This window comes from Mycobacterium sp., assembly GCF_965229105.1.
In the GTDB taxonomy this organism is placed as follows: domain Bacteria; phylum Actinomycetota; class Actinomycetes; order Mycobacteriales; family Mycobacteriaceae; genus Mycobacterium.
In genome coordinates this window covers 3,392,110-3,416,810 of sequence record NZ_OZ245858.1, presented here as the reverse complement: position 1 = coordinate 3,416,810, position 24,701 = coordinate 3,392,110, and the positions used below count along the sequence as shown (strand labels likewise).

At 65.5% G+C, this 24,701-nt stretch carries 21 protein-coding genes; 5 read left to right on the top strand and 16 right to left on the bottom strand.

Translation table 11 applies throughout. The annotated features are described in order from the left end of the window. Positions 1-4 precede the first annotated feature (4 nt). Genes ADBZ9O_RS15965 through pafA form a run of 3 tightly spaced genes read right to left on the bottom strand, consistent with a single transcriptional unit; the run spans position 5 to position 3,375 of the window. Positions 5-979 carry a helix-turn-helix transcriptional regulator gene (locus ADBZ9O_RS15965; protein ID WP_526523469.1) on the bottom strand — a complete coding sequence of 325 codons (975 nt, stop codon included), beginning with the start codon at positions 977-979 and terminating at the stop codon, positions 5-7. Beyond that, on the bottom strand, positions 976-1,968 hold the full coding sequence (locus ADBZ9O_RS15960; RefSeq protein ID WP_526523467.1) for a helix-turn-helix transcriptional regulator: 993 nt from the start codon (positions 1,966-1,968) through the stop codon (positions 976-978). Before ADBZ9O_RS15960 ends, ADBZ9O_RS15965 begins: the two co-directional genes overlap by 4 nt. 48 nt (positions 1,969-2,016) lie before the next feature. Next, positions 2,017-3,375, bottom strand: a complete 1,359-nt coding sequence (gene pafA, locus ADBZ9O_RS15955) for a Pup--protein ligase (RefSeq protein WP_526523465.1) — start codon at positions 3,373-3,375, stop codon at positions 2,017-2,019. 157 nt (positions 3,376-3,532) lie between these two features. Here pafA and ADBZ9O_RS15950 point away from each other — a divergent pair, with 157 nt between their 5' ends. The 4 genes from ADBZ9O_RS15950 to ADBZ9O_RS15935 all read left to right on the top strand — a co-directional run bounded on the left by ADBZ9O_RS15950 (position 3,533) and on the right by ADBZ9O_RS15935 (position 6,819). Continuing rightward, positions 3,533-3,814: a hypothetical protein gene (locus ADBZ9O_RS15950; RefSeq protein WP_526523463.1), complete on the top strand. Its 282-nt coding sequence runs from the start codon at positions 3,533-3,535 to the stop codon at positions 3,812-3,814. A 62-nt stretch (positions 3,815-3,876) separates the two neighbouring features. Next, positions 3,877-4,158, top strand: a complete 282-nt coding sequence (locus ADBZ9O_RS15945) for a DUF7162 family protein (protein WP_526523461.1) — start codon at positions 3,877-3,879, stop codon at positions 4,156-4,158. Further along, positions 4,155-5,918 (top strand): alpha/beta hydrolase, encoded by a 1,764-nt coding sequence (locus ADBZ9O_RS15940; protein ID WP_526523459.1) that lies wholly within the window; start codon positions 4,155-4,157, stop codon positions 5,916-5,918. The genes ADBZ9O_RS15945 and ADBZ9O_RS15940 overlap by 4 nt, the downstream gene beginning before the upstream one ends. A 19-nt stretch (positions 5,919-5,937) precedes the next feature. Next, entirely contained in the window at positions 5,938-6,819 is an 882-nt protein-coding gene (locus tag ADBZ9O_RS15935) for a universal stress protein (RefSeq protein ID WP_526523457.1), read from the top strand. Here the strand turns inward: ADBZ9O_RS15935 and ADBZ9O_RS15930 are convergent. From ADBZ9O_RS15930 to dop, 13 genes are all read right to left on the bottom strand, one after another. After that, the gene (locus ADBZ9O_RS15930) at positions 6,816-7,595 is read right to left on the bottom strand and encodes an IclR family transcriptional regulator (protein ID WP_526523455.1); all 780 of its coding nucleotides are present in this window, start codon (positions 7,593-7,595) and stop codon (positions 6,816-6,818) included. The genes ADBZ9O_RS15935 and ADBZ9O_RS15930 overlap by 4 nt on opposite strands. 11 nt (positions 7,596-7,606) lie before the next feature. Continuing rightward, positions 7,607-9,394, bottom strand: a complete 1,788-nt coding sequence (locus ADBZ9O_RS15925; protein ID WP_526533198.1) for a putative nucleotidyltransferase substrate binding domain-containing protein — start codon at positions 9,392-9,394, stop codon at positions 7,607-7,609. A 52-nt stretch (positions 9,395-9,446) separates the two neighbouring features. Next, a complete protein-coding gene (locus ADBZ9O_RS15920; protein WP_526523453.1) occupies positions 9,447-11,012 on the bottom strand; it encodes a GMC family oxidoreductase in 1,566 nt (521 codons plus the stop codon). 5 nt (positions 11,013-11,017) lie between these two features. Then, a complete protein-coding gene (locus ADBZ9O_RS15915) occupies positions 11,018-12,559 on the bottom strand; it encodes an amino acid permease (protein WP_526523451.1) in 1,542 nt (513 codons plus the stop codon). A 60-nt stretch (positions 12,560-12,619) separates the two neighbouring features. Then, positions 12,620-14,107 carry an aldehyde dehydrogenase family protein gene (locus ADBZ9O_RS15910; protein WP_526523449.1) on the bottom strand — a complete coding sequence of 496 codons (1,488 nt, stop codon included), beginning with the start codon at positions 14,105-14,107 and terminating at the stop codon, positions 12,620-12,622. Then, positions 14,104-15,285, bottom strand: a complete 1,182-nt coding sequence (locus tag ADBZ9O_RS15905; protein WP_526523447.1) for an aromatic ring-hydroxylating oxygenase subunit alpha — start codon at positions 15,283-15,285, stop codon at positions 14,104-14,106. Before ADBZ9O_RS15905 ends, ADBZ9O_RS15910 begins: the two co-directional genes overlap by 4 nt. Further along, positions 15,282-16,418 (bottom strand): N-methyl-L-tryptophan oxidase, encoded by a 1,137-nt coding sequence (gene solA, locus ADBZ9O_RS15900; RefSeq protein WP_526523445.1) that lies wholly within the window; start codon positions 16,416-16,418, stop codon positions 15,282-15,284. The genes ADBZ9O_RS15905 and solA overlap by 4 nt, the downstream gene beginning before the upstream one ends. 28 nt (positions 16,419-16,446) lie before the next feature. After that, complete coding sequence (locus ADBZ9O_RS15895; RefSeq protein WP_526533197.1) at positions 16,447-18,900, bottom strand: FAD-dependent oxidoreductase; 2,454 nt, start codon at positions 18,898-18,900, stop codon at positions 16,447-16,449. Between the two features lie 158 nt (positions 18,901-19,058). Next, positions 19,059-19,961: a chymotrypsin family serine protease gene (locus ADBZ9O_RS15890; RefSeq protein WP_526523443.1), complete on the bottom strand. Its 903-nt coding sequence runs from the start codon at positions 19,959-19,961 to the stop codon at positions 19,059-19,061. 6 nt (positions 19,962-19,967) lie between these two features. Continuing rightward, on the bottom strand, positions 19,968-20,759 hold the full coding sequence (prcA, locus tag ADBZ9O_RS15885; RefSeq protein ID WP_526523441.1) for a proteasome subunit alpha: 792 nt from the start codon (positions 20,757-20,759) through the stop codon (positions 19,968-19,970). Further along, positions 20,756-21,619 carry a proteasome subunit beta gene (prcB, locus tag ADBZ9O_RS15880; protein ID WP_526523439.1) on the bottom strand — a complete coding sequence of 288 codons (864 nt, stop codon included), beginning with the start codon at positions 21,617-21,619 and terminating at the stop codon, positions 20,756-20,758. Before prcB ends, prcA begins: the two co-directional genes overlap by 4 nt. Continuing rightward, positions 21,616-21,807: a ubiquitin-like protein Pup gene (locus ADBZ9O_RS15875; protein ID WP_526523438.1), complete on the bottom strand. Its 192-nt coding sequence runs from the start codon at positions 21,805-21,807 to the stop codon at positions 21,616-21,618. The genes prcB and ADBZ9O_RS15875 overlap by 4 nt, the downstream gene beginning before the upstream one ends. A gap of 103 nt (positions 21,808-21,910) precedes the next feature. Continuing rightward, on the bottom strand, positions 21,911-23,407 hold the full coding sequence (dop, locus tag ADBZ9O_RS15870) for a depupylase/deamidase Dop (protein ID WP_526523436.1): 1,497 nt from the start codon (positions 23,405-23,407) through the stop codon (positions 21,911-21,913). A gap of 134 nt (positions 23,408-23,541) precedes the next feature. On the opposite strand from dop, the gene ADBZ9O_RS15865 reads away from it, so the two are divergent. Continuing rightward, positions 23,542-24,699, top strand: coding sequence for a hypothetical protein (locus ADBZ9O_RS15865; RefSeq protein WP_526523434.1), 1,158 nt, complete (start codon positions 23,542-23,544; stop codon positions 24,697-24,699). The last annotated feature ends 2 nt before the right edge of the window (positions 24,700-24,701 follow it).

Here is a 24,701-nt window from a genome sequence, read left to right as displayed (position 1 = left end):
CGCGCTAGCCGGGCTGCGCGGCGGCGGAATACGCCCGCAACGCGGCCGATGCGGCGTCGCGCACCCTTACGGCCAGCGGTTCCGGCGCCAAAACGGTCACCGCCGACCCGAATCCGAGCACCAGGCGAGTCATCCAGTCCTCGGAGGCGTAGGTCATGGCCGCCTCGCAGTAGCCGTCGGGTAATTCCCGCAGCACCCGCATCGGGTAGTACTCCAGGATCCAGGACGCCGACGGCGCCACCCGCAGCGTGGCCGACGGCAGCCCGGGGTCGGCGTCGAACAGTGAGGTGTCGGGTGGGCCCTGAAGCGCGGGCGCGGGCGGGACGGACGGCTCGTCCAGGGTGCGCGCGTCGACGATCCGGTCGAACCGGAACAGCCGCACCCCCTCGGCCTCGCGAGACCACGCCTCCAGATAGCTGTAATCGCCGATCAGCACCACCCGGATCGGGTCGACCGTGCGGCTGGACAGGGTGTCCCCCGACGCCGAGTAGTACTCGATGGCCAGTGCTTTGCCTGCGCGGACCGCCTCCCGCACCGACGCGGCCACCTGGTTTTCGACCGGTGCGGGCTCCGGTTCGGCGGATGCGGTGCCGGAGGCATGCGCGACGGTGCCTGCCGCCAATTCGATCTTGGCGATGGCGCTGCGGGCGGCGGCCGGATCGACCACGCCGGGCACATCGACCAGCGCCCGCAACGCGACCAGCAGCCCGGTGGCTTCCGGTGACGTCAGGCGCAGGGGCTGATCGATGCCGGCAGAGAAGGTCACCTCGATGGTGTCGCCGGAGAATTCGAAGTCGATCAGATCGCCGGGGCCATAACCCGGCAGTCCACACATCCACAGCTGGTTGAGATCCTCGCGCAGCTGTTTGGTACTCACACCGAGATCGGCCGCGGCCTCGGCGTACGTGATCCGCGGATTGGCCTGGAAATACGGCACCATGTTGAGCAGCCGAACCAGCCGCGTCGAGACGGGGCTCATGCGCTCACCCCGCTCTGCGCCCGTAACCGCTCGATGACGTCATCCCGAAGTGATTGCGGCTCAAGCACAACGGCGTCGGCGCCGTAACCGGCGATATCACGGGCCAGCCGGTCCCGCGGCCCGATATCGACTTCGAGAAGCTCGCCGGATCGTTCGCCGAGGCGCTGCGGTCCCAACGAGGTGCCCGCCCTGCGCAATGCGGTGGCGCGGCCGTCGGCCACCCACACCTTGGCCAGAACGCCGGTCGGGCTTTCACCGACCACAGCCGCGACGATATGGCGCAGGTCAAGCCCGTCGGGACGGTGCACGGCATCCGCCGGGCCGACCGGGGTGACGTCCACGCCGATCCGTGAGAGCCGGAAGGTGCGCACGGCGTCCCGGTCCCGGTCGTGACCGACCAGATACCAGCGCCCCTTCTCGGTGACCACACCCCACGGCTCGACGGTCCGCACCGTAAAGGGCTCGGTACGCGAGGAACGATGCGGAAACTGCACGGCCCGACCGGAATTGATCGCCGACAGCAATATGCCCAGGACATCTTCTGAACCCCGCAGGCCCGGCATACCCGCGGGAGCGGCGACCGCAACACCGTTATCCATCGGGTCAACGTCGACCCCGGCCGCGCGCAGTTTGAGCACCGCACCCTGGGCCGCGGTGACCAGTTCCGGCGACTCCCAGAGCTGGGCGGCCACGGCGATGGCGGCGGCCTCGTCGTGAGTGAGTTCGATATCGGGTAGCGCGTAGGTATCCCGATTGATCCGGTAGCCCTCAGTGGGGTCGAACGATGACACCCGGCCGGTTTCCAGTGGTATGCCCAGGTCACGCAGCTCGTTCTTATCGCGTTCGAACATCCGCGAGAAGGCCTCATCGCTGGGGCTCTCGTTGTAACCCGCCACACTGGTGCGGATCCGTTCAGCGGTGATGTAACCGTGCGTCGACAGCAGCGCGATGACAAGGTTCATCAAACGCTCGACTTTGGAGGTCCCCACCGGCTCACCCTATGGGAACGAGCCGCTCTGGACTTACATCGACGCGAGTCACATGGAAGCGATGAGTCGCTTCACCCGTTCGTCGACCGACCGGAACGGGTCCTTGCACAGCACCGTGCGCTGCGCCTGGTCGTTGAGCTTGAGATGCACCCAGTCGACGGTGAAATCGCGACCCGCATCCTGTGCGGCACTGATGAACTCACCACGGAGCTTGGCCCTGGTGGTCTGCGGCGGCGTATCGACCGCTGCGTCGATCTCCTCGTCGGTGGTGATCCGCGCGGCCAACCCCTTGCGCTGCAACAGGTCGAACACCCCGCGACCGCGTTTGATGTCGTGATAGGCCAGGTCCAGCTGCGAGATCTTCGGGTCGGACAGCTCCATGTTGTAGCGGTCCTGGTAGCGCTGGAACAGCTTGCGCTTGATCACCCAGTCGATCTCGGTGTCGACCTTCGCGAAATCTTGGCTCTCCATCGCATCGAGCTGGCGCCCCCACAGGTCAACGACCTGTTCGACCTGCGCGTTGGGTTCCCGGGTCTGCAGGTGCTCGACGGCGCGGCTGTAGTACTCCCGCTGAATATCCAGCGCGCTGGCCTGCCTGCCGCCGGCGAGTCGGACCGGACGACGTCCGGTGAGGTCGTGGCTGACCTCACGGATGGCCCGGATCGGGTTGTCCAGAGAGAAATCGCGGAACGGTACGCCCGCCTCGATCATCTCCAGCACCAGCGCGGCGGTACCGACCTTGAGCATGGTGGTGGACTCGCACATGTTGGAGTCACCGACGATGACGTGCAGCCTGCGGTACTTCTCGGCATCGGCATGGGGTTCGTCGCGGGTATTGATAATCGGGCGGGACCGGGTGGTGGCGCTGGAGACGCCTTCCCAGATGTGCTCGGCACGCTGAGACAGGCAGAACGTGGCCGCCTTCGGTGTCTGCAGCACCTTGCCCGCACCGCAGATCAACTGGCGGGTGACCAGGAACGGCAGCAGCACATCGGAGATCCGGGAGAACTCCCCGGCTCGCACGATCAGGTAATTCTCGTGGCAGCCATACGAGTTGCCCGCCGAGTCGGTGTTGTTCTTGAACAGATAGATATCCCCGCCGATACCTTCATCGGCCAGTCGCTGTTCGGCGTCGATGAGGAGGTCTTCGAGGACCCGCTCGCCCGCGCGATCGTGGGTGACGAGCTGATGCAAGCTGTCGCATTCGGCGGTGGCGTACTCGGGGTGGCTGCCCACGTCGAGATAGAGCCGCGCGCCGTTGCGGAGGAAAACGTTTGAACTGCGGCCCCACGACACCACTCTGCGAAACAGGTAGCGTGCGACCTCGTCGGGGCTGAGCCTTCGGTGACCATGGAACGTGCAGGTGACACCGAATTCGGTCTCGATCCCCATGATTCGTCGCTGCACGTGTTCGAGCCTACTGGTTGCCGCATGGCCACGGTGGGCAAGCGCGCCGAACCGGAGCTCGCCGGCTGACACTTCGTTGCCGTGTCCGTCGGGTGAACGGCGGGCAAATGCTTCGGCTCGCCCTGCCAAATTACGCGACTACCAGGATGATTGAGGGGTGGAAAGCATCGGTGAATACGACCTGGCTTGGGATCTTGCCGCCGCAGTCGATCCGGTGCTCTCCGCCGCCGACCGGGCCGATGTCTTCGCCAAGATCGGCGCGGGCGAAACCTATGACGCCATCGAACTCCTGCTGTCCTACGCCCAGCAACTGGGCTCAGCTCTGGGACCGGACCTGGTCAGCCGGGCTACCTCCTGGCTGAACGCCTACGCCGGCTGCGATGAGGAAGCCCGGCTGCGCGATCTCCTCACCAGCCTGGGCACTTCGCGGGCTGGTTGACGCCCGCAGCAGCCTGTGGATGACCGTCGGCGGATTACGCAAAGGCACCGACACCATGGCTGATGGCCCAAACATCACTGACCGTTGACCTGACCCGCCTACGCGCCATCGCCGACCGGGTCGAGCGCGCCGCCGACACGATTGCCCGGTTCGGTGTCCCCGGGCTGCGCGAGGACGACCTCGTGGGTTCGGCGGTGGGCGCTGTTGCCTCCCCTGCACTCGTTACCGCCCGCCTCGACGATGTGGTGGACCGGATGAGGGGTTGGGCGAGCGCGGCACGAACATCGGCAGGCGCATTCGAGGCTGCCGAAGAGCACAGCGCAGCGCGTATCGCCGGATCGTGACCCGCCCGAGCATCAGCCAGGCGCAGCAGTGGCGCCCCGAGGCGTTGCGCCAGCTCGCCGAGCGCTGGGACAGCGCGGCCGGACAGCTGCACGCCGAGGCCGAGGAGGTACTCAGCGCTGCCGAGCGGGATCGCGACGGCTGGAGCGGGGCCGCCGCGGCGAACGCATGGGAGCGCCTGGTCACCGTCAACCTTGCGGCGACGACGATAGCCCGCAGTTTTGTCGCTGCCGCAGTGGCCGCCCGCGACGGCGCAGCACGGATTTCGGCGGCCAGGGCCGTCGTGCTGACCGCGGTTGCCGATGCCGACGCCGATCACTACGTCGTCACCGATGACGGTGTCGTGACACCGCCCGGTGGTGACATCCCGGCCCTGTTGCACCTGACCTCCGGCGGTGACGACGGGGTGGCTCGCCTGATGATGGCAACGCGCGCAACAGAACTCACCCGTCGACTACAGACTGCACTGGACGGGCTCGGCGCGGCGGACACCGACACCGCACGCGCTGTCGAGCGGGCTTTCTCGGTGAGTGAGACGGCACCGGCGCCGACGCAACCGGCCGGGGCGTGGCCCGTGGATGCGGTAGCTGTCGTCGGGGGCTGGCCGACGATGAGTCAGGACCGTATTGCCGGCCAGATCGCGGCGATGAGCCCGGCGCAGAAAGAACAGCTGATCGCCACGATGCCTGCGCAGGTCGGTAACACCGACGGGGTGCCGTGGGAGATGCGGATCGCGGCCAATCGGATCAACATCGCCGACGCCATCCTCGACGAGCGCCGGACCATCGACCGCGCCGACGACGACAAGATCCGCCGTGTTGTCGGGCGGGATCTCGACCCGGCCAGCGCCGAACGGGCGTGGGTGGCGGTGTACGCCGACCCGACGCTGCGGGCGGCCGCGATCGCAGCGCATGATGCGGAGGCGCACCGGCGCACCACCTTCTATCAGGGGCTGCTGGCCGAAATGGACGACCCGACCAGGCGCGGCGCCCCGGCTTCTGACTCGAAAAAGCAGCGGCAGATCCTGGCCTTCGATCCGGGCCGGGCGTCGCTGGTGGAGCTCACCGGCGATCTGCGCAGCGCCGCCAGCGTCGGAGTGCTCGTACCGGGACTCAACACCACCGTCATCGGGTCGTCGGGCACCACCGAGACCGCGCGCAGGTTCGTCGCTGCCGGGCGGGGCGACGTTGCGATGATCACCTACCTCGGTGGGCCGTTTCCGACCGGTAACCCACTGACCGGCCTGGTCGAGGCGGCCGAACCGCGTTACGCCTTGGCCATGGCGCCGCGGTTGGTGGCGTTCAGCGAAGATGTCGACCGCACCCTCGATGCCGCGGGAGTGGCCTCCGGCCGGGCGATCCCGGTGACCTATATCGGGCATTCCTACGGCGGATCGATCCTGGGCACTGCCGAAAGTCTTGGCCTGACCGCCGACCGGACCATCTACGTGGAAGCAGCGGGTGCCGGTGTCGGGGTGCATGATTCCGGTGATTGGCACAACCGCAATCCGCACGTGCTGAGATTTTCGATGACAGCGCCCGGTGACCCGATCGAGGCGGTGCAAGGTTTTCCGACCGGCCCGCACGGTGCCGATCCCGACGAGATGCCCGGTGTCATCCGACTCGACACCGGGCACCGGATGGACGGCACCGTGATGTCCGGGCTGGCCGCGCACAGCGATGTGTTGAGCGAACCGTCGGACGCCTGGCGCAACATTCTCGGTGTCATCACCGGTGACCGCGGGCTGATGACGCTGCACTGACGGCAGCTACTCTGCTCCGATGGACACCGATGTCAGGGACGCACCGCCCACTGCAGCCGAGATCGTGGTGGGAATCGACGGATCTGAGGCGGCCCTCGGCGCCGCCCGCTGGGCCGCGGAATTCGCCGCGAAAAGCGCGGCGCCACTGGTGTTACTTCACGCGGTGCCGCGCCTGGACTGGCATTTCACCAGCGACGCCCCTGAGGTATCTCCCGATGGCGCCGATACCGTGTTGGCCGCCGCCGACGCCGAAGTGCGGTCCGCGCATCCCGGCCTTGAGGTGCGCAACACGATCGTGAAAAAGTCTCCTGCCACCGCACTGCAGGAGGCATCCGACGGTGCCCGGTTGGTGGTGGTCGGTACCGGTTCCGATGACCGGCGGGTGTTGGGCGGTCACGTCATTCGGCTCGCGCACCGCGCGCTGTGCCCGGTGCTGGCATGGCGGGAACCCGCCGCGAGGCGAACCGGGAAACCGCTACCCGTTGTGGTGGGTATCGACGAGTCCGACGATGCCACCGGAGCGCTGGGGGCCGCCTTCGAGGTTGCCAGGGTGCTGCATGCCCCGCTGACGGTGGTGCACATGTGGGAGATCGGCGCCGCAGTGGGACTGGGCTACAGCCAAGGGTTGATGGACTGGAAACTGCTGGACATGTTGCAGACTCAACAGCGCCAACGGATGGACGAGCTCGTCGCACCGTTTGCCAGGAAATATCCGAATGCCCATGTGAACAAGGTCTTTCAAGATATTAGTCCGGCGAAGGGCCTGACCGAGTTGTCCGGGGATGCGCAGATGGTGGTGGTGGGCAGCCATGGGCGGGGCCGGATCGCCGAGTCCACGCTCGGCTCGGTCAGCCAGAGCGTGATCCACCACGCCGAGTGCCCCGTGCTGGTGGTGCGCTAAACCCAACCCAAACGGCGGCTGACGCTCTCGGCGGCGGCGATGGTGCGCGCGGCCACCTCGCCGAAATGATCGGCGCTGAGCCGGTACGACGGCCCCGACACACTCAGCGCCGCAACCACTTCGGCACTGCTGTCGAAGACCGGGGCCGCCACGGCATTCAGCCCGATCTCCAGTTCCTCTTCCACACTGGCCCAACCGTTTTCACGAACCCCGGCAAGCTCGATCTCGAGGTCGGCGGTGGTGGCAACGGTTTTGGCGGTGAAGACATCCAGCTTCATGCCCAGTCGCGACCGCAACTCCCCCGGCGAAAGACCGGCGAGCAGGACCTTGCCGCTTGAGGTGGCATGCGCGGGACAGCTCTGCCCGACCCAGGTCCGGACGGTGATCTCGGCAGGGGCGGTGGCTTCGACGATGTTCACGATGCGGCGGTCATCGAGCAGCGCCAGGTTCACGGTTTCCCCCACCTGCGCGGCCAGCGCGTCACAGGCCTGCTGACTCTGTTTCGCCAGATTCATATGCGCACTGGTCGAGCGCGCCAGGCGGGCGATCGAAAAGCCCAGCCGATACTTGCCCCGATCGGTGAGCTGTTCGACGTAGCCGCGCGATTCGAGCACCGCGATCAGCCGCGACGCTGTCGATTTGTGCACGCCGAGTTCGTCGGCGATCTCGGTGACGCCGGCCTGGCCGCGTCTGGCGATGATCTCCAGCACCACAAGGGCGCGGTCCACCGATTGCACCGCGGCCTGCGCGGCGGGCGGTTTGCCTTCGGATGCCATGGTTGCCGACCCTATCCGGTGGGTGAGCCGAGAGACCCTACTCGCCGCTGCACCGCCGCGATTTCCCGCAGCGCATCGTTGAGCAGGCTGCGGTTCAGTGGCGACAGCTCGGACATGGTGACGATATCGCCGGGGCGTTGACCTGCGGCGAGCTGATCGACCTGGTGCGCCATCCGCAGCCGCTGCAACAGCGTGAACACCTCCCCCAGCGTGGTGGCATCCCGTTCGCTGAGCGCCCCCGTCGCCGCCGCAGCGGTCAGCCGGGCCGGGGTGGACGCCGAGGCCAGATCGGCCGTCATCCCGCCCCAGCGGGCCAGATTCACGATGGGGGTCAGCGCATGGCTTTTCAGGTCGAAGGTGCCACCGCGGCGGGACAGCACATCGCGTAGCGATCGGGCGCGAACACGCGAAGCCAGCGCGTCAAGCAGTTGCAGGCGAAGGGCATTGGGGTGTTCGGCACGCATACGTCGGTAGGCTGCGGGCACGGTGTGCAGCGCCTCGTCACCCCAGATCACCCGGCCGTCGAGCAGTAACGAGGACAAGATCAAGCCCTTGTTCTTCAACGGGTCATCGAGCCACCGGTGGGCAATTGCCGCCCACTCCGACGCGGACCGCGAGAACAGGGGTTTGGACGCCAGCGCCCCGTTGCTGTCCGCGGGTAGTCCGCAGCCGCAGAGTATTTCGTGGGTCCGTGCTGCCACAGCCCGCAACTCGCCACTTGCCGAAGCCAAGTCGTCGGCCCACGACAGTGCGCTGTCCACATCCGACGACGGCATCGCCTCGCGGCGGGCGATGCTGCCCAGTGTCAGCCAGGCGAATCCGGTCGTCGGGGTATTCGGTGCTGCCACCTTGGCTTCCAGCACCGCCAGTTCAAGTGCCTTGCGCACCAGGCTGTCCAGCACGATCGACAGGATGCTGCTGGTGGCCGCGGCCTTGGTCCCGCTGCGGAACAACCCGGCGGCGATGCCCGTGATCGTCCCACCGACCCGTTGCAGTTCATCGGCGTCAGCGGCCAACCCGATCGAGCGCCGCAGGACAAAGCTCTGCCGCGCCGAAGCCGCCAAGAGGTCGGCGTCTTCGAGTACGCCCAGGACCTCACCGCGCACCGACGTCACGGGCATATGCCGCAGCCCGCTCTCCAACATCTGCATCAACACGGTCTCCGCGGTCAAATCCGCGGTCACCCGCCGCGCAGGTGCGCTCATCACCGCGGAGATCGGCACATCGACCGGCAATCCGGCTGCCACCACCCTGGTACGCAGATCGCGGTCAGTGAAGATACCGAGTTCCCCATCGGGCAGCCGGATCAACGCATAGGAGACGTGGCACTCCGTCATCTGCACCACCGCGTCCCGCACTGAGGTATCCGGCGCCACCACCAGTACCTCCCCGCTGACCAGTTCGCCAACCGGCCTGCCCTCGGACAACGGCACCAGCGGAATCCGGTTGTCGTGTGCGGTATTCCATGCCGAGGACGCCAGAAAGGCCAACCCGGAGGGTTTGGCGAATTGTGTGCGCACCAGGGCACCTGGCAGCCGGATCAGTGTGCTGTCCTCGGTGGCACGGGCCACGAATCCCATTCCGCCACCGGTGAGCATCGGCATATAGCCAAAGATGCCGCCCGGCTCAACCGTATCGATGGTGGTGCCGTCGGTACTGCCCTGCAGCGTCACGTGACCGGTGCAGACCATCCAGATATCGTCAGGAACCTGCGACGAATAGTCTGTGACGATCTCACCGGCGGCGAAATCCTGGAACGACGACCCTGCCGCCAGCGCCTCACGCTCGTCGCGATCCATCGACTGGAACGGACTGTGCGCGCCCAGAAACGACGCCAGTTCCACGGTGTCTCTAGCGCTCTGCGCTGTCGCCGCGGATCAGATCCGCGCATTTCTCGGCCATCGTCATCACGGTGATATTCGGGTTGACCGCGGGCAGTTTCGGCATTGCCGAGGCATCGACCACTCGCAGGCGGGACACCCCTTTGACCCTCAGCTGCGGGTCAAGCACGGCCATCGGATCGTCCACCGCGCCCATCTTGGCGGTGGCCGCCGGGTGGTAGACGGTGTTGTGGGTTTTGTGGACATAGTCGAGCAACTCGTCGTCGGTGGTCGCCTCGGGCCCTGGCGCGAGTTCCCTTGCGATCCAACCCTGCAGGGGTGCCTGTTCAGCGATCGTGCGAGCTAATCGCAGGCCGGTGAGCATGATGCGCTCATCATATCCTTCGGGGTCGGTGAAGTAGCGCGGGTCGACCCTTGGGCGGTCCCGAAAATCCAGACTGCGCAACCGCACCGTGCCGCGGGACCGGCCCTGGGTGACGTTCGGCGTCAGGCAGAAGCCGTTATCGGTCGTCGGATAGCCACGGCGCAGCGTGTTCATATCGAAAGGCACACTGCCGTAGTGCATCATCAAATCGGGTTGCGGGGTGCCCGCGTCGATCGTGGTGAACAACCCGATTTCCCACCACTGTGTCGACGTGGTGACCATCGGCCGGGACGCCTCCCAGAACACCAGGCCCTCGACGTGATCATCGAGATTGGAGCCAACCCCAGGTGAGTCGACCCGGACCGGAATCCCGATTTCCTTGAGGTGCTCAGCGGGGCCGATACCGGAGAGCATCAACAGTTTTGGCGTATCGATCGACCCGGCGGTGACGATGACCTCACGCCGCGCCGAGACGGTGTCATAACCCGTCAGGTCCGGCCGCTGGTACCGCACCCCCGTGGCGTTGTTGGCATCGTCGAAGAGAATCTCCTTGACCCAGCAGTCAGTGCGCACCTCGAGGTTTTTGCGGGAATCCAGGATGGGATGCAGGTAGGCGTGCGAGGTCGACATTCGGGTGCCGTCCTCGCCCACGTTGATCTGGAACCAGCCGGCGCCATTGCGCACCGTCTCACCGCGGTTGAACGCCGTTGTCGGCAGCCCGGCCAACGCCGCCGCCTCCAACACCGCCACCCCGCACGGGTCATTGGGCGGCACGTCCTGCAGCCGGACCGGCCCATCGTGACCGTGATCTCCTGGCGCGTTGTTGGTCTCCAAACGCTTGACCAGCGGCAGGATTTCAGTGGCACTCCAGCCGGTCGCCCCCATCTGCACCCACTCGTCGAGGCACTCCGCCGGCGGCCAGAACGCGATACACGAGTTGTGCGAGGAACAGCCGCCGAGCACCTTCGCGCGGGCGTGCCGCATGAAGCTGTTCCCCTTCTCCTGCGGCTCGACCGGATAATCCCAGTCATAGCCGGAGTCCAGCAGATGCATCCACTCCGCCAAGGGCAGGATATTGGCATCGCCGACATCGGTCGGACCTGCCTCGACCAGACAGACGGTGACCGAAGGGTCCTCCGACAGACGGGCGGCCAGCACACAGCCGGCCGTCCCGCCGCCGGCAATCACGTAGTCAAATACGGTGTCGGGCATCAGCTTCAGCGACCTTCGGCTTCTGCCTTGCTGGCCACGGCATGCGATTCCAGCGTGCCGATGTGGTGGCGGCCCTTGACTCCGTACCAGATCAAGCCGAACCCCAGGATGACGCCGATGTAGATGAAGGCGCCCCAGGCGTTGTACCAACCCTCGCCGTACACAGCCTCGCGCGGCCAGGCCAGGTTCAGCGCCATCCCGACGCCCCAGACGACCGCGACGATGTTGACCGCCATCCCCCATTTGCCCATGGTGAAGTACCCGCCGGTCTTCAGATCCGCGGGCGGCCACTGGCCTTGGAAGCGCTTCTTGAGCATCGGCCCGGTCACCATCAGGTACGCCAGGTAGATCATGATGATCGCGATCGACGTCAGCACGGTGAAGATCTGCGTATTCGCGACGTTGATCACCAGGATCAGGACCGAGATGACGCCGATGACGACAGCCGGGATGATCGGCGTCTGGGTTTTCGGGTTGACCCGGGCGAGCTTCTCTCCGAACGGAAGTGCGTTGTCACGCGCCATCGCGAAGGTCAGCCGGATCGCCGCGGTATGCACCGCCAGGGAGCACACCGTGACCGCGATGACGATGCAGATCAGGAAGATCTTGCCCAGCGGTCCCCACATCACCTGTTCGACGATGTACTGCAGACCACCGGTGCTCTCACCGATCTGCGGATCGTTGAGATCAGGGGCCGCCATCACGGCGAAGACCAGGATCGCACCGCCGATGACGAACGAGGCCAGGATGGCCCGGAAGATCGCCTTGGGTGCGGTCCGCCGAGGCTCGACGGTCTCCTCGCCGAGCGAGCTGGCGGTGTCGAAGCCGTACATCACGTAGCCGGAAGCCAGCGACGCGATCAGGAACGCGCCCAGCCAACCCCCGCTCTCACCGGCACCATAACCATTGGTGGAGAAGAACACCGACGGTCCGCGGGTCGTGCTGGCCGCCAGGATGATGGCGATCAGCACCGCGGCGATGAGTTCGATGAACACACCCGCGCTGTTGATGAGCGACATCAGCTTGACACCGAGGGCGTTGATCACCGTGGTGAACACCACCAGAACACTGCCGAGGACGACGGCGTTGGCCGCAAAGTCGTATTCGCCGGTACCGTCGCCGATGATCTGAAAGCCGCTCCAGATCCTCGGCAGGTTGAGCTGGTAGGCCAGCACCACTGCCGAGATCGTGACGATCGACGCCGTCAGCATCAACCAGCCCGACGACCAGCCGACGATCCGACTGCCCAACTTCTTGGACCAGTTGTAGACCGAACCGGCGACCGGGTATTTCGCGGCGAGTTCCATGAAGCACAGCGCGACTGCCATCTGCCCGACGAAGACGATGGGCCAGGACCACAGATACGCCGGTCCTGCGGTGCCGAAGCCGAAGTAGAACAGCTGGAAGGTGCCGGTCAGGATCGAGATATAGCTCACGCCCGCAGCGAAACTGGCGAACTTCCCGATACTGCGGTCCAGTGATTCCTTGTAACCGAAGTCGTCCAGGCCGCCGCTGTCGGCCGCCACATCGCCCTCGTTGACTACCATAATTTGAGTCCTTCCCGAAGTACAGTCATGTCCGAACGAACTGCGGCGATGCAGGCCTGTTTAGTCAGTGCCACCCTTGAACCAGCCAGCCGGCTTCGGTGCCGTGTTATGCCAGATGTGTTTGATCTCTTGGTATTCCGCGAGTCCGGTGGGTCCGAGCTCGCGCCCGTTACCGGACTTCTTGAATCCGCCCCACTCCGCGGCCGCCGTGTAGTAGCCGAAGTCGTTGAGCCACACCGTGCCGTGCCGCAATGCCCGCACCACACGTTCGCCCCGTGCGAGGTCCGATGTCCGGACACCCCCAGCAAGACCGTATTCGGTGTCATTGCCCAGGCGGATCGCCTCGGCTTCGTCGGTGAACCGCTCCACCGTCAGGATCGGCCCGAAGGTCTCGTCCTGGACAATCTTCATCGACCGGTCGCAGTGGTCGAAAATGGTCGGCAGATAGAAACTGCCACTGGCAAGACGGGGGTCGGTAGGCCGCGCCCCGCCGGTCATCAGCTTGGCGCCCTCGGAAATACCGGCGGCCACATGGGCTTCCACCTTGGCTCGGTGTTGCTCGGAGACCAGCGGACCGGTTTCACTGGCCGGGTCCATCCCGTCGCCGATCCGGATCTGCTCGGCCCGGGTGACCAGCGCGGCGACGAATTCGTCGGCGATCGACTCCTCGACTATCAACCTGGTGCCCGCCGAGCACACCTGGCCCGAATGCAGGAACACACCGGTCAAAACCTGGTCGACGGAACTTTCCCACTGCGCATCGGCGAACACGATATGCGGATTCTTGCCGCCGAGTTCGACGGCCACTTTGGTGACGTGTTTGGCGGCGACCTCGGCGATGGTGCGCCCGGTGGCCAGCCCACCGGTGAACGAGATGAAATCCACTGCGGCGGTGTCGGTCAGCGCCGAACCCAGTACCGCACCGCTGCCCTGCACCAGGTTGACCACACCGGCAGGGACACCCGCCTCTTCGAGCAGATGCACGAAGGCGACCGTGGTCAGCGGCGTGACCTCGCTGGGTTTGGCGACCATCGTGCAACCGGCGGCCAGCGCGGGTGCGATCTTCCAGGACATCTGCAGCAGCGGATAGTTCCACGGCGCGATCAGGACGCAGACCCCGATGGGTTCTCGGACCACCCGGCTGATCACCGTCGGGTCACCGACATCGATGAGACGGTCGGCTTGCACCGCCACCAACCGTGAGTAGTAGCGGAACACCGATGTCACGTCGTCGATGTCGATCCCGCTCTCGACGAGCGTCTTTCCGGTATCGCGGGTCTCAAGTTCGGCCAACGTGTCTTTGTCACGCACCAGCAGGTCAGCGATCCGGTCGAGCAGGGCGGCGCGCTCAGCCACCGGGGTGGCAGGCCAGTCGCCGTCGTCGAAGGTCGCTCTGGCCGCCGCTATCGCATCGCGCGCGTCATCGGCGGTGGCTTCGTCGACGACCGCGACGACGCTGCCATCGGCGGGATTGATGATCTGCCTGGTTCCGCCATCGGAGGCATGGCGCCACCGGCCGCCGACCAACAGGTCCGGCTCACCGTTCATCCGTGCACACCCCTGTCTCCGACGACCCCGTGCCCGTCGAGCCGATCCCGCACCCAGTCGTGAAATTCGGCGATGTGATGCTCGGCGGGCACGAGCACACCCCCGTTACGGTAGGCACGCGAGCTCATCGCCGGTTGGGTTCGCTCACATGCGTCGAAATCTTGTTGGTTGACCCGGTGGAACAGTTCGACAGACCTGGACACGTCGCGATCGGCATCGACGACCTCGCCGGTGTAGAGCCAATCGCATTCGACGACGGTTCGATCGGCGGCCAACGGATACATCCGGTGGAAGATGATGTGGTCGGGTACCAGGTTGACGAACACCGTCGGCTTGACGGTGATGGCGTAGTAGCGGCGCTCCTGGTCTTCGGTGATACCCGGCAAGTTGTCGAATCCGGCACTGCCGTCGACGGTGAAACCGTCGATCTGCGGCCCGAATTCGGCGCCGTGGCCCACGTAGTACTGCGCCGCCAGACCACCGGCGAACTCAGGCAACACCTCCACGAGTTCCGGGTGGATGGTGGCGCAGTGATAGCACTCCATGAAATTCTCGACGATGAGCTTCCAGTTGGCGGCGACGTCGTAGACCTCCCGATGCCCGACGCGAAGCTCCCCGATCCCGTAGCGATCCACCGCGGCCGGATCGCCGAGTCGCTTGGTGACTTCGCCGACCACCTCATCGTCGAAGGACGGTGGCTCATCAGCCAGGCACACCCAGCTGTAACCCAGCCATTCCCGCAGCGCCACCGGGATCAGTCCGTACCGGACCCGGTCGATCCCGACGCCGTCGGCGCTCTTGAGCGCACCCATATTCGGTGCGGCGACCAGCTTTCCGTCCAGTCCATACGTCCACGCGTGGTACGGGCACTGGAGGTGACGTTTGACCTGACCTTGTGCCTCGGTACACAGTGCCGCACCACGATGCCTGCAGACATTCAGGAAAGCCCGCACCACGCCGTCGCGACCCCGCACCACCAACACGCTCTCGCGGCCGACCTGGACGTTTTTGAACTGTCCCGGTTCGGCGATATCGGAGCTGCGGACCGCGCAGAACCACATGTCTTCGAAGATATGGTTCTGCTCAGCGGTGAAAAGCTCTGCGCTGGTGTAATACTCACCGGCCAGCGTCGGCAGCAGCGGGCTGGTGGTCGCAGCAGGCAGGTCCAGGGCCGTCATGAGTTCACCAACCTCTGCGGGTCGAAGAGAGCAATCGGGTGCCTGGTGGTGCCCGTCATTGCCAGGTCGGCCAGAATCTCGCCGACGACCGGCACGAACTTGAATCCGTGCCCCGAGAACCCACACGCGATGGTGACACCTGCGCAGTCCGGATGGCGGGCGATGACGAAATTCTGGTCAGGTGTATTGGAGTACATGCAGGTCGCCGAGTGCAGACACGGACCGTCCAACGCCGGTAGCAGTTGACCGACCCGGTCACGCATCTCGGTGATCTCCTGCGGGTACACCGTTCGGTCGATGGTGTCCGGCGTGCATTCGGCCCCCTTGCGGAAGAAGGCCACCTTGACACCGCCATCGGGTCCGTCGATCGCGGGAAATCCGTAAATCTGCTGTCCATCGGCATTTTCGTCGATAAAGATTGGATGGCCGTCGAATGCGCCGGTGCCTCCGACAGGATCGAGCCAGTAGAGCACTTGCCGTTCGACGGTGATCGGAATGCCGAAATCGGCGAGGAGTTCCGGCGCCCAGGCACCGGGACAGATCACCACCTGCCCGGCGGTATACGTCCCCGCCGCGGTCGTGACCCGGACACCGCCGGCAGTTTCACTCCACTGCAGTACCGGCTCGCCGAACCGCAGATCCGCCCCAGCCGCGATCGCCAGATCGATATGTGCCGCCACAGTCAGCTCAGGCCTGGCGAACCCCGCCTTGGCTTCGTAGACGGCGATATCCTCACGCGTCGGGGTGAAGGTCGGAAACCGGGCCATCAGCTCACCTGCGTCGAGAACCTCATGCTGTAAGGACCATTCGCGCGCCGCCAGCAGGCTACCTGCGACGGTCTCACAGTCCGGAGGGCCGATGAACAGTCCCCCGGTGATCCGGTAGACCTCCCGCTGTGAGTCGAGCGCCAGCTGCTCCCAGAGTTCGTAGGCGCGCAGTAGCAGGGGCACATAGGCGGGGTCCTCGAAATAGGACTGCCGAATGATCCGCGACCCGCCGTGGCTGGACCCCTTGTCGTGGGCGGGGTTGAACCTCTCCAACCCGAGTACCCGCTGGCCACGGGCGGCCAGGTGATAGGCCGCGGCACTACCCATCCCACCGAGGCCGATCACGATCACGTCATGGGAGCTCATCGGTGCCTTCTGCTCTTCGCGCAAGCGCTCATCGCCTGATCCTTGCCATCTCGGGGTCGACCACCGGTTCGGTGTGCACTGTGGCGGCGTACCGCGCACCGCGGTAAGCGACCTCCACGGCGTCGCCGGGGACAGTATCCGCAGGTAACCAGCCGTAGGCGATGCTGCGTCCGATGGTGGCCGAGTAGGCTGCGCTGGTCACATATCCGGCGGGGCTGCCGTTGACGTACACCGGCTCTTTGCCGAGCACCACGGCGGTTGGGTCGTCAAAGACGATGCTGCGCAAGATCTTTGTCGGCGGCGGCGCCGCTTCCAGTGCCTGCTTACCGATGAAATCCGCCTTGGCCAGCCGGACCGCGAAATCGAGCCCTGCCGCGGCAGGCTGATGCTCGACGGTCATATCCGTCCCCCAGCTGCGGTAGCCCTTTTCGATGCGGAGACTGTTGAACGCGATCCGCCCGGCGGCAATCACCCCGTGCAGCGCACCGGCCTGCCAGAGCAGATCCCACAGTGCGGCACCGTATTCCGCGGAGGTATAGATCTCCCAGCCGAGTTCACCTACGTACGACACCCGCATCATCGTCACCGGGATGGCGTCGAGGTGGGTGTGCAGTGCGCGGAAGTACTTGAACGCGTCGTGGGACAGATCGTCGCCGCACAGTGGCTGCACCAGATCGCGGGCCAGCGGGCCCCAGACCCCGATACAGCAGGTCCCCCCGGTGATATCGCGCAACGCCACACTGTGGTCTGCAGGCAGGTGGCGGGTGAACCAGTCGAAGTCCATCGGTCCGTTCGCGCCCACCTGGAAGGTGGTGTCACCGAGCCGGCTGACCGTGAGATCGCTGCGAATACCGCCGGTGTCGTCGAGCAGCAGCGTGTAGGTCACCGATCCGACCGACTTGTCGACGTTATTGGTGGTCAACCGCTGTAGAAAGGCGGCCGCGCCGGGACCGGCGATCTCATAGCGGGTCAACGGAGTCATGTCGTACATCGCGACGCCGTGACGAGTCCAGTGCGCTTCGGCAATCGAGATCGGCGACCAGAAGCGTGCCGACCATTCATCGCGCTCGGGCAGTGCCAGACCGTCGGCTTCAAGTTGTTGGGCCAGTACGGCATTGGCCTTGAACCAGGCTGGTCGCTCCCAACCACCACCTTCGTAGAAATGCGCACCGAGGCTCTGCTGACGCGCGTAGAACGGGCTGGTCCGCAGCCCCCGCAACGCGTCCCGGTACTGGTGTGGGTGGACGATGTCGTAGACCTCGACGAAGGCCTGCGAACTGGTCGTGGAGATGAAACGCTCCGAGCGCGCGACATCCTCGAAGCGGTACAGGTCGCATTCGTGGACGTCGGTGCCGGGGGTGCCGTCGATGATCCACTCGGCCGTCGCCTTCGCGACCCCCGCCGAATGGGTCACCCAGACCGCTTCGGCCACCCAGAAGCCACGCAGCCCGCGGTGTTCGCCCATGATCGAGAAGCCGTCAGGGGTGAACGAGAAGATTCCGTTGAACGCCTCCTCGATCTTCGAATCGGCCAGTGCTGGAAGCAGTTCCATCGATTCACGCCAGGCAGGCACGAAATCTTCTTCGGTGAACGGCAGCATGGACGGCATCGCCTCACCGGCGGTGTCGGTCAACAGTGTCGACATGTCGACCGGCATGGGCTTATGGCCGTAGTAGCCGATCCCGATACGGTCGCCGTGTTCGCGGAAGTACAGGTCCTGATCCTGGTGGCGCAGGATCGGTAATCCCGCCTCGGCCAGGTCGGTATTGCGACCGACCAGCCCGGCGATCTGCCCTGTCTTGGCGTACTGATGCGCCATCGGAACCAGGGGCACCACCAGGTCGACGGATTTCGCGAGCTGCGCGCCCCAGAACCCGGCGCAGCAGACCACGATATCGGCGTCGACCACGCCATCCGCGGTCTCGACGCCGGCCACCCGACCGTGGCGTTCGACGATGCCGAGCACCTCGGTGTTGGGCCGAAACACCGCACCCCTGGACGTAGCTTGGGCCGCCTGGGCCTCCGCTGCACGCACGGCCTTGGCCAATCCGTCTGTCGGAGTGTGGAATCCGCCGAGGATCCGGTCGACATCCAGCATCGGATGCAGCGCCGCGGCGGCCTTCGGATCGAGCAGCCTGCCATCGATCCCCCACGACTGCGCCCAGCCGGCCTTGCGATGCAGATCGGCCAGCCGCTCCGGGGTGGTGGCCACCTCGAGCCCACCGACGGCGTTGAACGCCCAGCCCTGCGGGTGTGCCAATGCGCCGAACTTCTCCACCGTGTAGCGCGCGAACTCGGTCATGGTTTTCGACGGGTTGGTCTGGAAGACCAGACCAGGCGCATGTGAGGTTGAACCGCCGGTGGCGAACAGCGGACCGCGATCGAGCACGGTGACGTCGGTCCAGCCACGCACGGTCAGCTCATCCGCGAGCGACGTGCCGACAATCCCGGCGCCGATGATGACCACTCTGGGCTGGGTCAGGGCGCACCTCCGGTTGTTGCTTATGACGCAACTATGCGTGCACTACGCAACAAATCGTCCCCCCGCGGATAGGACCTGTCAACAGGGAGATTCGGCGTGGTTAGGCCCGGCGCCGACCGCGTCGGCGAGCGACTGGATGTAACCCAGCGCCCCGGGGGTTATTCGCTCGAGCGGTCCATGGTGGTGTACGGATGGCCATCGAAGACATCCATTGCCGCATACGTCGGTTCAAATTCCGCGAAACCGTCACCGGAGCTCTTGAAGGTGCCGACGAGGGTGATGGTGCCATCCGGGTTGTAGGTGTAGGTCGCGGCACCAGAATCACCATGATCACCGGCGAATCCATCAGCCCGGTCGGTGCGTGCGGACACCACACACGTACTGGAGCCGCTGTTGGCCCGGCAGTGTGACGTCGCTCCGACAGTGGCCACGACCCCACAGACCTCGTGCAGCGTCACGGTGACTTCGTTCTGCCCGCTGTGGCAGACCCGCTGCCCGACGCTGATGTCACCGGCCTCGGCGTAATCGGTGACCGTCAGACGTGTTCCATCCGAGAGCTCCACCACGGGCGCCAGCTTGTCATCGAAGGGTCCCACCAGGGCAACGTCGACGTTTCCCGTCGTGTTGAGCACCGACACCCGCGAGTTGGACGGCGTGGGAAAGTTATCGGTGGGTACGAAATCAACCACGTCACTCTGGTCCCCGTCGGCTGTGCTGGTATCGCGCACCAGGTGGTCGACGGTGATGTGCCCGAGGACCGAACCTGAGTCGTCGACCCACCCGTACCCGACGGTGCCCTCTCCGCCGGCGCCGTCGGCAGCGAATCCGCCACTGACATAGGCGGACTCGTCGATATCGGGCGCCGCGGGCGGGTCGGACTCAGTGGTGGGTTCATCGTCCGGGGTGATATCGGGCTCCCCTTGCGGATCTTCTACCGAGGGGGTGAGCAGAGGTGGCGGCGCCTGCGCCACCGGCAAACCCGATTCGCTGTCACAGCCACTGGACATGACCAACAATGCGACCGCCACGGCGATCGCCGACCACCGCCGGAACGTCGTCATCGGCACCTACTCCGCCGGAGTCGCCGACTCTTCGTTGACCTCATTCGCTTGCGGCAGTAGCGGTTCCAGTGCCGCACCGGTGAGCCGGCGGAACGCCCGGCGCGGTCGGTTGGCGTCGAGGATGGCGACTTCCAGTGTGGACACATCCAGCGTGCGTGGTTCAGCAGTGCTCGAACTCGAGGTGGACCCAGCTCCCGAACCACTGGCCGAACTGCTACTGGCGATACCGACTCGCAGCGCGTCGACGGCGATCTTCACCGCAGCGGCGAGGTCCGCGTTCTCGGTGTAGGTGTCCTTGAGCGCGGTGATGATCGGCTCGGTGGTACCACCCATCACGACGAAATGCGGCTCGTCGGCGATGGATCCGTCGTAGGTGATCCGGTAGAGCTCCGGGGGTTTGGTCTCCCCGTAGTGCGCGACCTCGGCCACACACAGCTCAACCTCGTACGGTTTGGCCTGCTCGGTGAAAATGGTGCCGAGTGTCTGGGCGTACACATTGGCCAGCTGCCGGCCCGACACATCGCGGCGGTCATAGGCGTAACCCTTGGTGTCGGCGTACTGGATACCGCCACGGCGCAGGTTGTCGAACTCGTTGAAACGCCCAACCGCGGCGAATCCCACCCGGTCGTAGAGTTCGCTGACCTTCTGCAGTGACCGCGACGGGTTCTCCGCCACAAACAGCACACCGCCGGCGTACGCGAGCGCGATCACGCTGCGGCCGCGGCTAATTCCCTTGCGCGCGAGCTCACTACGCTCACGCATCGCCTGTTCGGGCGAGATGAAATACGGGAAACTCATGCGTCACCCCGAGGCGCTTGGTTATCGGCGGCGGTCACATCTGTCTGCGAGCGGGCGGCGATGACCTCGCGGGCCAGCTCGGCGATCCGCTCACCGGGGACGTCATCAGCGCCTTCTGCGCCGATGGTGACCGCGGTCGGGTAGATACCGCGCACCAGATCCGGTCCGCCGGTGGCGGAATCGTCGTCGGCGGCGTCGTAGAGCGCTTCGATGGCGACCCGCAGCGCGGACTCGGCATCGGTCACCCGCGAGTACAGCTTCTTGATCGACGACTTGGCGAAGATCGAGCCTGAGCCCACCGACTGGTAGCCCTCAGCCTCGATATTCCAGCCACCGGCCGCGTCGAACGACACGATCCGGCCCGCACCCGAAGCGTCCGGGTCGTGAGTGTCGTAACCGACCAGCAGCGGTAGCGCTACGAAACCCTGCAGGGCCGCACCGAGATTGCCGCGCACCATGATCGCCAGCCGGTTCACCTTGCCCGCAAACGTCAGGGCGACGCCCTCAAGCTTTTCGTAATGCTCCAGCTCGACGGCATAGAGCCGGGCGAATTCGACGGCAATCGCCGCGGTTCCGGCAATACCGGTCGCCGTGTAGTCGTCGGTGATGTAAACCTTCTGCACATCGCGGCCGGCGATCATATGACCCTGCGTCGATCGCCGGTCACCGGCTATCAGCACACCACCGGGGTATTTCAACGCCACGATGGTGGTGCCATGGGGCAGGTCAGCACCCGAACCGCTGACGGGCACAGCACCCGTCGGCAGCAGATGGGGAGCTTGGCGCCGCAGCAGATCTGAGAACGACGACAGATCAGAGAGTGGTGAGCTGGCCAGACGATCGCTGAACGGCCAGGTCACTGTCCGCCCTTTTGCACGTACGCGCGCACAAAGTCCTCGGCGTTTTCTTCGAGGACGTCGTCGATCTCGTCGAGCAGATCGTCGGTTTCCTCGGTCAGCTTTTCGCGACGCTCCTGGCCCGCTGCGGTGGTGCCGGTGACGTCATCATCACCGCTGCCACCGCCACTCTTGGTCTGCTCCTGAGCCATCGCTGCCTCCTGCGTTGTCATCGGCGGTTAAGTGTTGCTCGAAAAGCTGTTCCGCCGGTTCCACCACAGTACCGGTCAGCGCCCGAATTGCCGGGCATAGCCCCTAGTTCGTGAGCTGTTCGACCAGCTCTGCGGCGCTGTTCACGGAGTCCAGCAGCGCACCGACGTGGGCCTTACTACCGCGCAGCGGCTCCAGCGTCGGGATTCGAACCAAGGAATCGCCACCGAGATCGAAGATCACCGAATCCCAGCTTGCGGCCGCGATATCGGCGCCGAACCGGCGCAGGCACTCGCCGCGGAAGTACGCGCGGGTGTCCGTGGGCGGGTTGTCGACGGCATCGATGACCTGCTGCTCGGTGACAAGCCGCTTCATCGAACCGCGCGCAACCAGCCGGTTGTAGAGACCCTTGTCCAGCCGAACGTCGGAGTACTGCAGGTCCACCAGATGCAGGCGGGGGGCCGACCAGGTCAGGTTCTCCCGGTGCCGGAACCCGTCGAGCAGTCGCAGCTTGGCGGGCCAGTCCAGGATGTCAGCGCATTCCATCGGGTCGCGCTCAAGAAGGTCAAGGACGTGCGCCCACGTTTCGACGACTCTGGTGGCGGCCGGATCGGGGTCGCGGCTGTCCACCAACTTCGCCACCCGGTCCAGGTAGATCCGTTGCAGCGCAAGCGCCGTCAGTTCGCGGCCGTCGGCCAGCGCGACGGTGGCACGCAGCGACGGGTCCCGGCTGACCACATGCACGGCGTGCACCGGCCGGGCCAGCGCCAGGTCGGTCAGGTCGACACCCTCTTCGATCAGGTCGAGCACCAGCGATGCGGTGCCCACCTTCAGATAGGTCGACGTCTCGGCCAGGTTTGCGTCACCGATGATGACATGCAGCCGCCGGTACTTATCGGCATCGGCATGGGGTTCGTCGCGGGTGTTGATGATGCCGCGTTTGAGCGTGGTCTCCAGCCCCACCTCGACCTCGATGTAGTCGGCCCGCTGGGACAGTTGGAAACCGGGCTCGTCACCGGAGGGTCCGATCCCCACCCGGCCAGAACCGGTGACCACCTGACGGGACACCAGATACGGGGTGAAGCCGGCGATAACCGCCGAGAACGGTGTCGAACGGCTCATCAGATAGTTCTCGTGCGTGCCGTAGGACGCACCCTTGCCGTCGACGTTGTTCTTGTAGAGCTGCAGTCGTGCCGCACCCGGAACCGACGCCACGTGGCGCGCCGCGGCTTCCATCACCCGCTCGCCGGCCTTATCCCAGATGACCGCATCGATCGGATCGGTCACCTCGGGCGCGGAGTACTCCGGATGCGCGTGGTCGACATACAACCGGGCACCGTTGGTCAGGATCATGTTGGCGGCACCGACCTCGTCGGCGTCGACAATCGGAGGCGGGCCCGCCGACCGGCTGAGGTCGAACCCGCGGGCATCGCGCAGGGGTGATTCCACTTCGTAATCCCAGCGGGTTCGCTTGGCCCGCTGGATGCCTGCGGCGGCCGCGTAGGCCAGCACCGCCTGCGTCGAGGTGAGAATCGGATTCGCGGTCGGATCGGACGGCGAGGAAATGCCGTACTCGACCTCGGTTCCGATAATCCGTTGCATGAGGCCAGCGTAGAGGGAGGTAGGGACGGAGCCGCTGCCTGACCCCAGATTGCCCTCCCGGTTTCGGCGCGAGGGCAGTGATGAGGAGTGTTCCGCCCCGTATTGAGCAGCCATCTGCCGATACAGTGACCGCGATGAGCTCCCCCGATGCAGCGCAGCGCGTCGCGGCCGAAAGCTGGTTTCTCAAACGCGGATTGCCGGCCGTGCTGACCCGTCGGGCGCGGTGGCGCCGGTTGTGGGCGCGGTCCTCACCGGCGCTGGCCGCCTACGCCACATTCATGGCGGTGATGACGGTGATCAACCTCCTGCCCGGCGAGGACGGCGACTCCGACACCATCACCATCGACGGCTCGCCGAGCGGCTGGGACATCGTGGCTCTGGTACTCATCGCGGCGATCGTGCCCGCCACTGTCGTGAACGGGGTGCTGGTGGCGCGGATCAATACCGCCGCGGGTCGCCGGTCGGCAGCATTTGTCGCCGTCGGGGTCGCGATCGTCAGCGGTTTTCTCCAGGGGGCCTTCGGTGACGACCTGTCCTTCCTGATGGCGACGGCGGCAGCGATCGTGATCGTGGCGCTGTTGGTCGGCCTGGGCATCGGCTCGGTACTGGGCTGGGCGCTTCGCCTGACCGGATCTCATCTGGCCTCGGCCGGTGCACTGTTCGCCAGGGCGTTGCCGGTGGTGCTGCTGACCGTGCTGGTGTTCTTCAACACCTATGTCTGGGCGATGGCGACGAAGATCAGCCGGGACCGGATGTGGTTGGTCGTCGACTTCATGGTCCTCATCGCGTGTGCGTTCCTGCTGACCGGCATCATCGAACGAGTGCGCCCGATGCTGGCCAAGAAGACGGTGCGCAACAAGGACATCGCGCGAATGGTCGGGACACCCTTCGAGACCATGCCGGACCCGGAAACCGCCGTCCCCCTGAGCCGACTCGAACGACTCAACGTCGTCTTCGTCGTCGCTGCATCGCAAATCGCACAGATCCTCACCGTTGCGTTCGTGACCTGTGCGATTTTCTTCACGATGGGACTGTTGGCGCTGAGTCCCGAGGTGCTGGCCGACTGGACCCACAACGGCCCCACCCAGGGCACCGTGCTCGGCATGGAACTGCCCGTGCCGCAGCCGCTGATCCACGTGACGATGTTCCTCGGCGCCTTGACGTTCATGTACATCAGTGCCAGAGCGGTAGGTGACGGTGAGTACCGCAAGAGCTTCCTGGACCCGCTGATCGACGATCTGAGGTTCACTCTCGTGGCCAGGAACCGCTACCGCGCCCACATTGGGCGCTAGTC

Coding starts and splice junctions, on each gene's coding strand:
- ADBZ9O_RS15965 (WP_526523469.1), bottom strand. CDS start 979: ATGAGCCCCGTCTCGACGCGGCTGGTTCGGCTGCTCAACATGGTGCCG.
- solA (WP_526523445.1), bottom strand. CDS start 16,418: ATGAGCTCCCATGACGTGATCGTGATCGGCCTCGGTGGGATGGGTAGT.
- dop (WP_526523436.1), bottom strand. CDS start 23,407: ATGCAACGGATTATCGGAACCGAGGTCGAGTACGGCATTTCCTCGCCG.
- ADBZ9O_RS15930 (WP_526523455.1), bottom strand. CDS start 7,595: ATGGCATCCGAAGGCAAACCGCCCGCCGCGCAGGCCGCGGTGCAATCG.
- ADBZ9O_RS15945 (WP_526523461.1), top strand. CDS start 3,877: ATGGCCCAAACATCACTGACCGTTGACCTGACCCGCCTACGCGCCATC.
- prcA (WP_526523441.1), bottom strand. CDS start 20,759: ATGAGTTTCCCGTATTTCATCTCGCCCGAACAGGCGATGCGTGAGCGT.
- ADBZ9O_RS15915 (WP_526523451.1), bottom strand. CDS start 12,559: ATGGTAGTCAACGAGGGCGATGTGGCGGCCGACAGCGGCGGCCTGGAC.
- ADBZ9O_RS15925 (WP_526533198.1), bottom strand. CDS start 9,394: ATGGATCGCGACGAGCGTGAGGCGCTGGCGGCAGGGTCGTCGTTCCAG.
- ADBZ9O_RS15890 (WP_526523443.1), bottom strand. CDS start 19,961: ATGACGACGTTCCGGCGGTGGTCGGCGATCGCCGTGGCGGTCGCATTG.
- ADBZ9O_RS15875 (WP_526523438.1), bottom strand. CDS start 21,807: ATGGCTCAGGAGCAGACCAAGAGTGGCGGTGGCAGCGGTGATGATGAC.
- ADBZ9O_RS15920 (WP_526523453.1), bottom strand. CDS start 11,012: ATGCCCGACACCGTATTTGACTACGTGATTGCCGGCGGCGGGACGGCC.
- ADBZ9O_RS15865 (WP_526523434.1), top strand. CDS start 23,542: ATGAGCTCCCCCGATGCAGCGCAGCGCGTCGCGGCCGAAAGCTGGTTT.
- ADBZ9O_RS15910 (WP_526523449.1), bottom strand. CDS start 14,107: ATGAACGGTGAGCCGGACCTGTTGGTCGGCGGCCGGTGGCGCCATGCC.
- ADBZ9O_RS15905 (WP_526523447.1), bottom strand. CDS start 15,285: ATGACGGCCCTGGACCTGCCTGCTGCGACCACCAGCCCGCTGCTGCCG.
- ADBZ9O_RS15935 (WP_526523457.1), top strand. CDS start 5,938: ATGGACACCGATGTCAGGGACGCACCGCCCACTGCAGCCGAGATCGTG.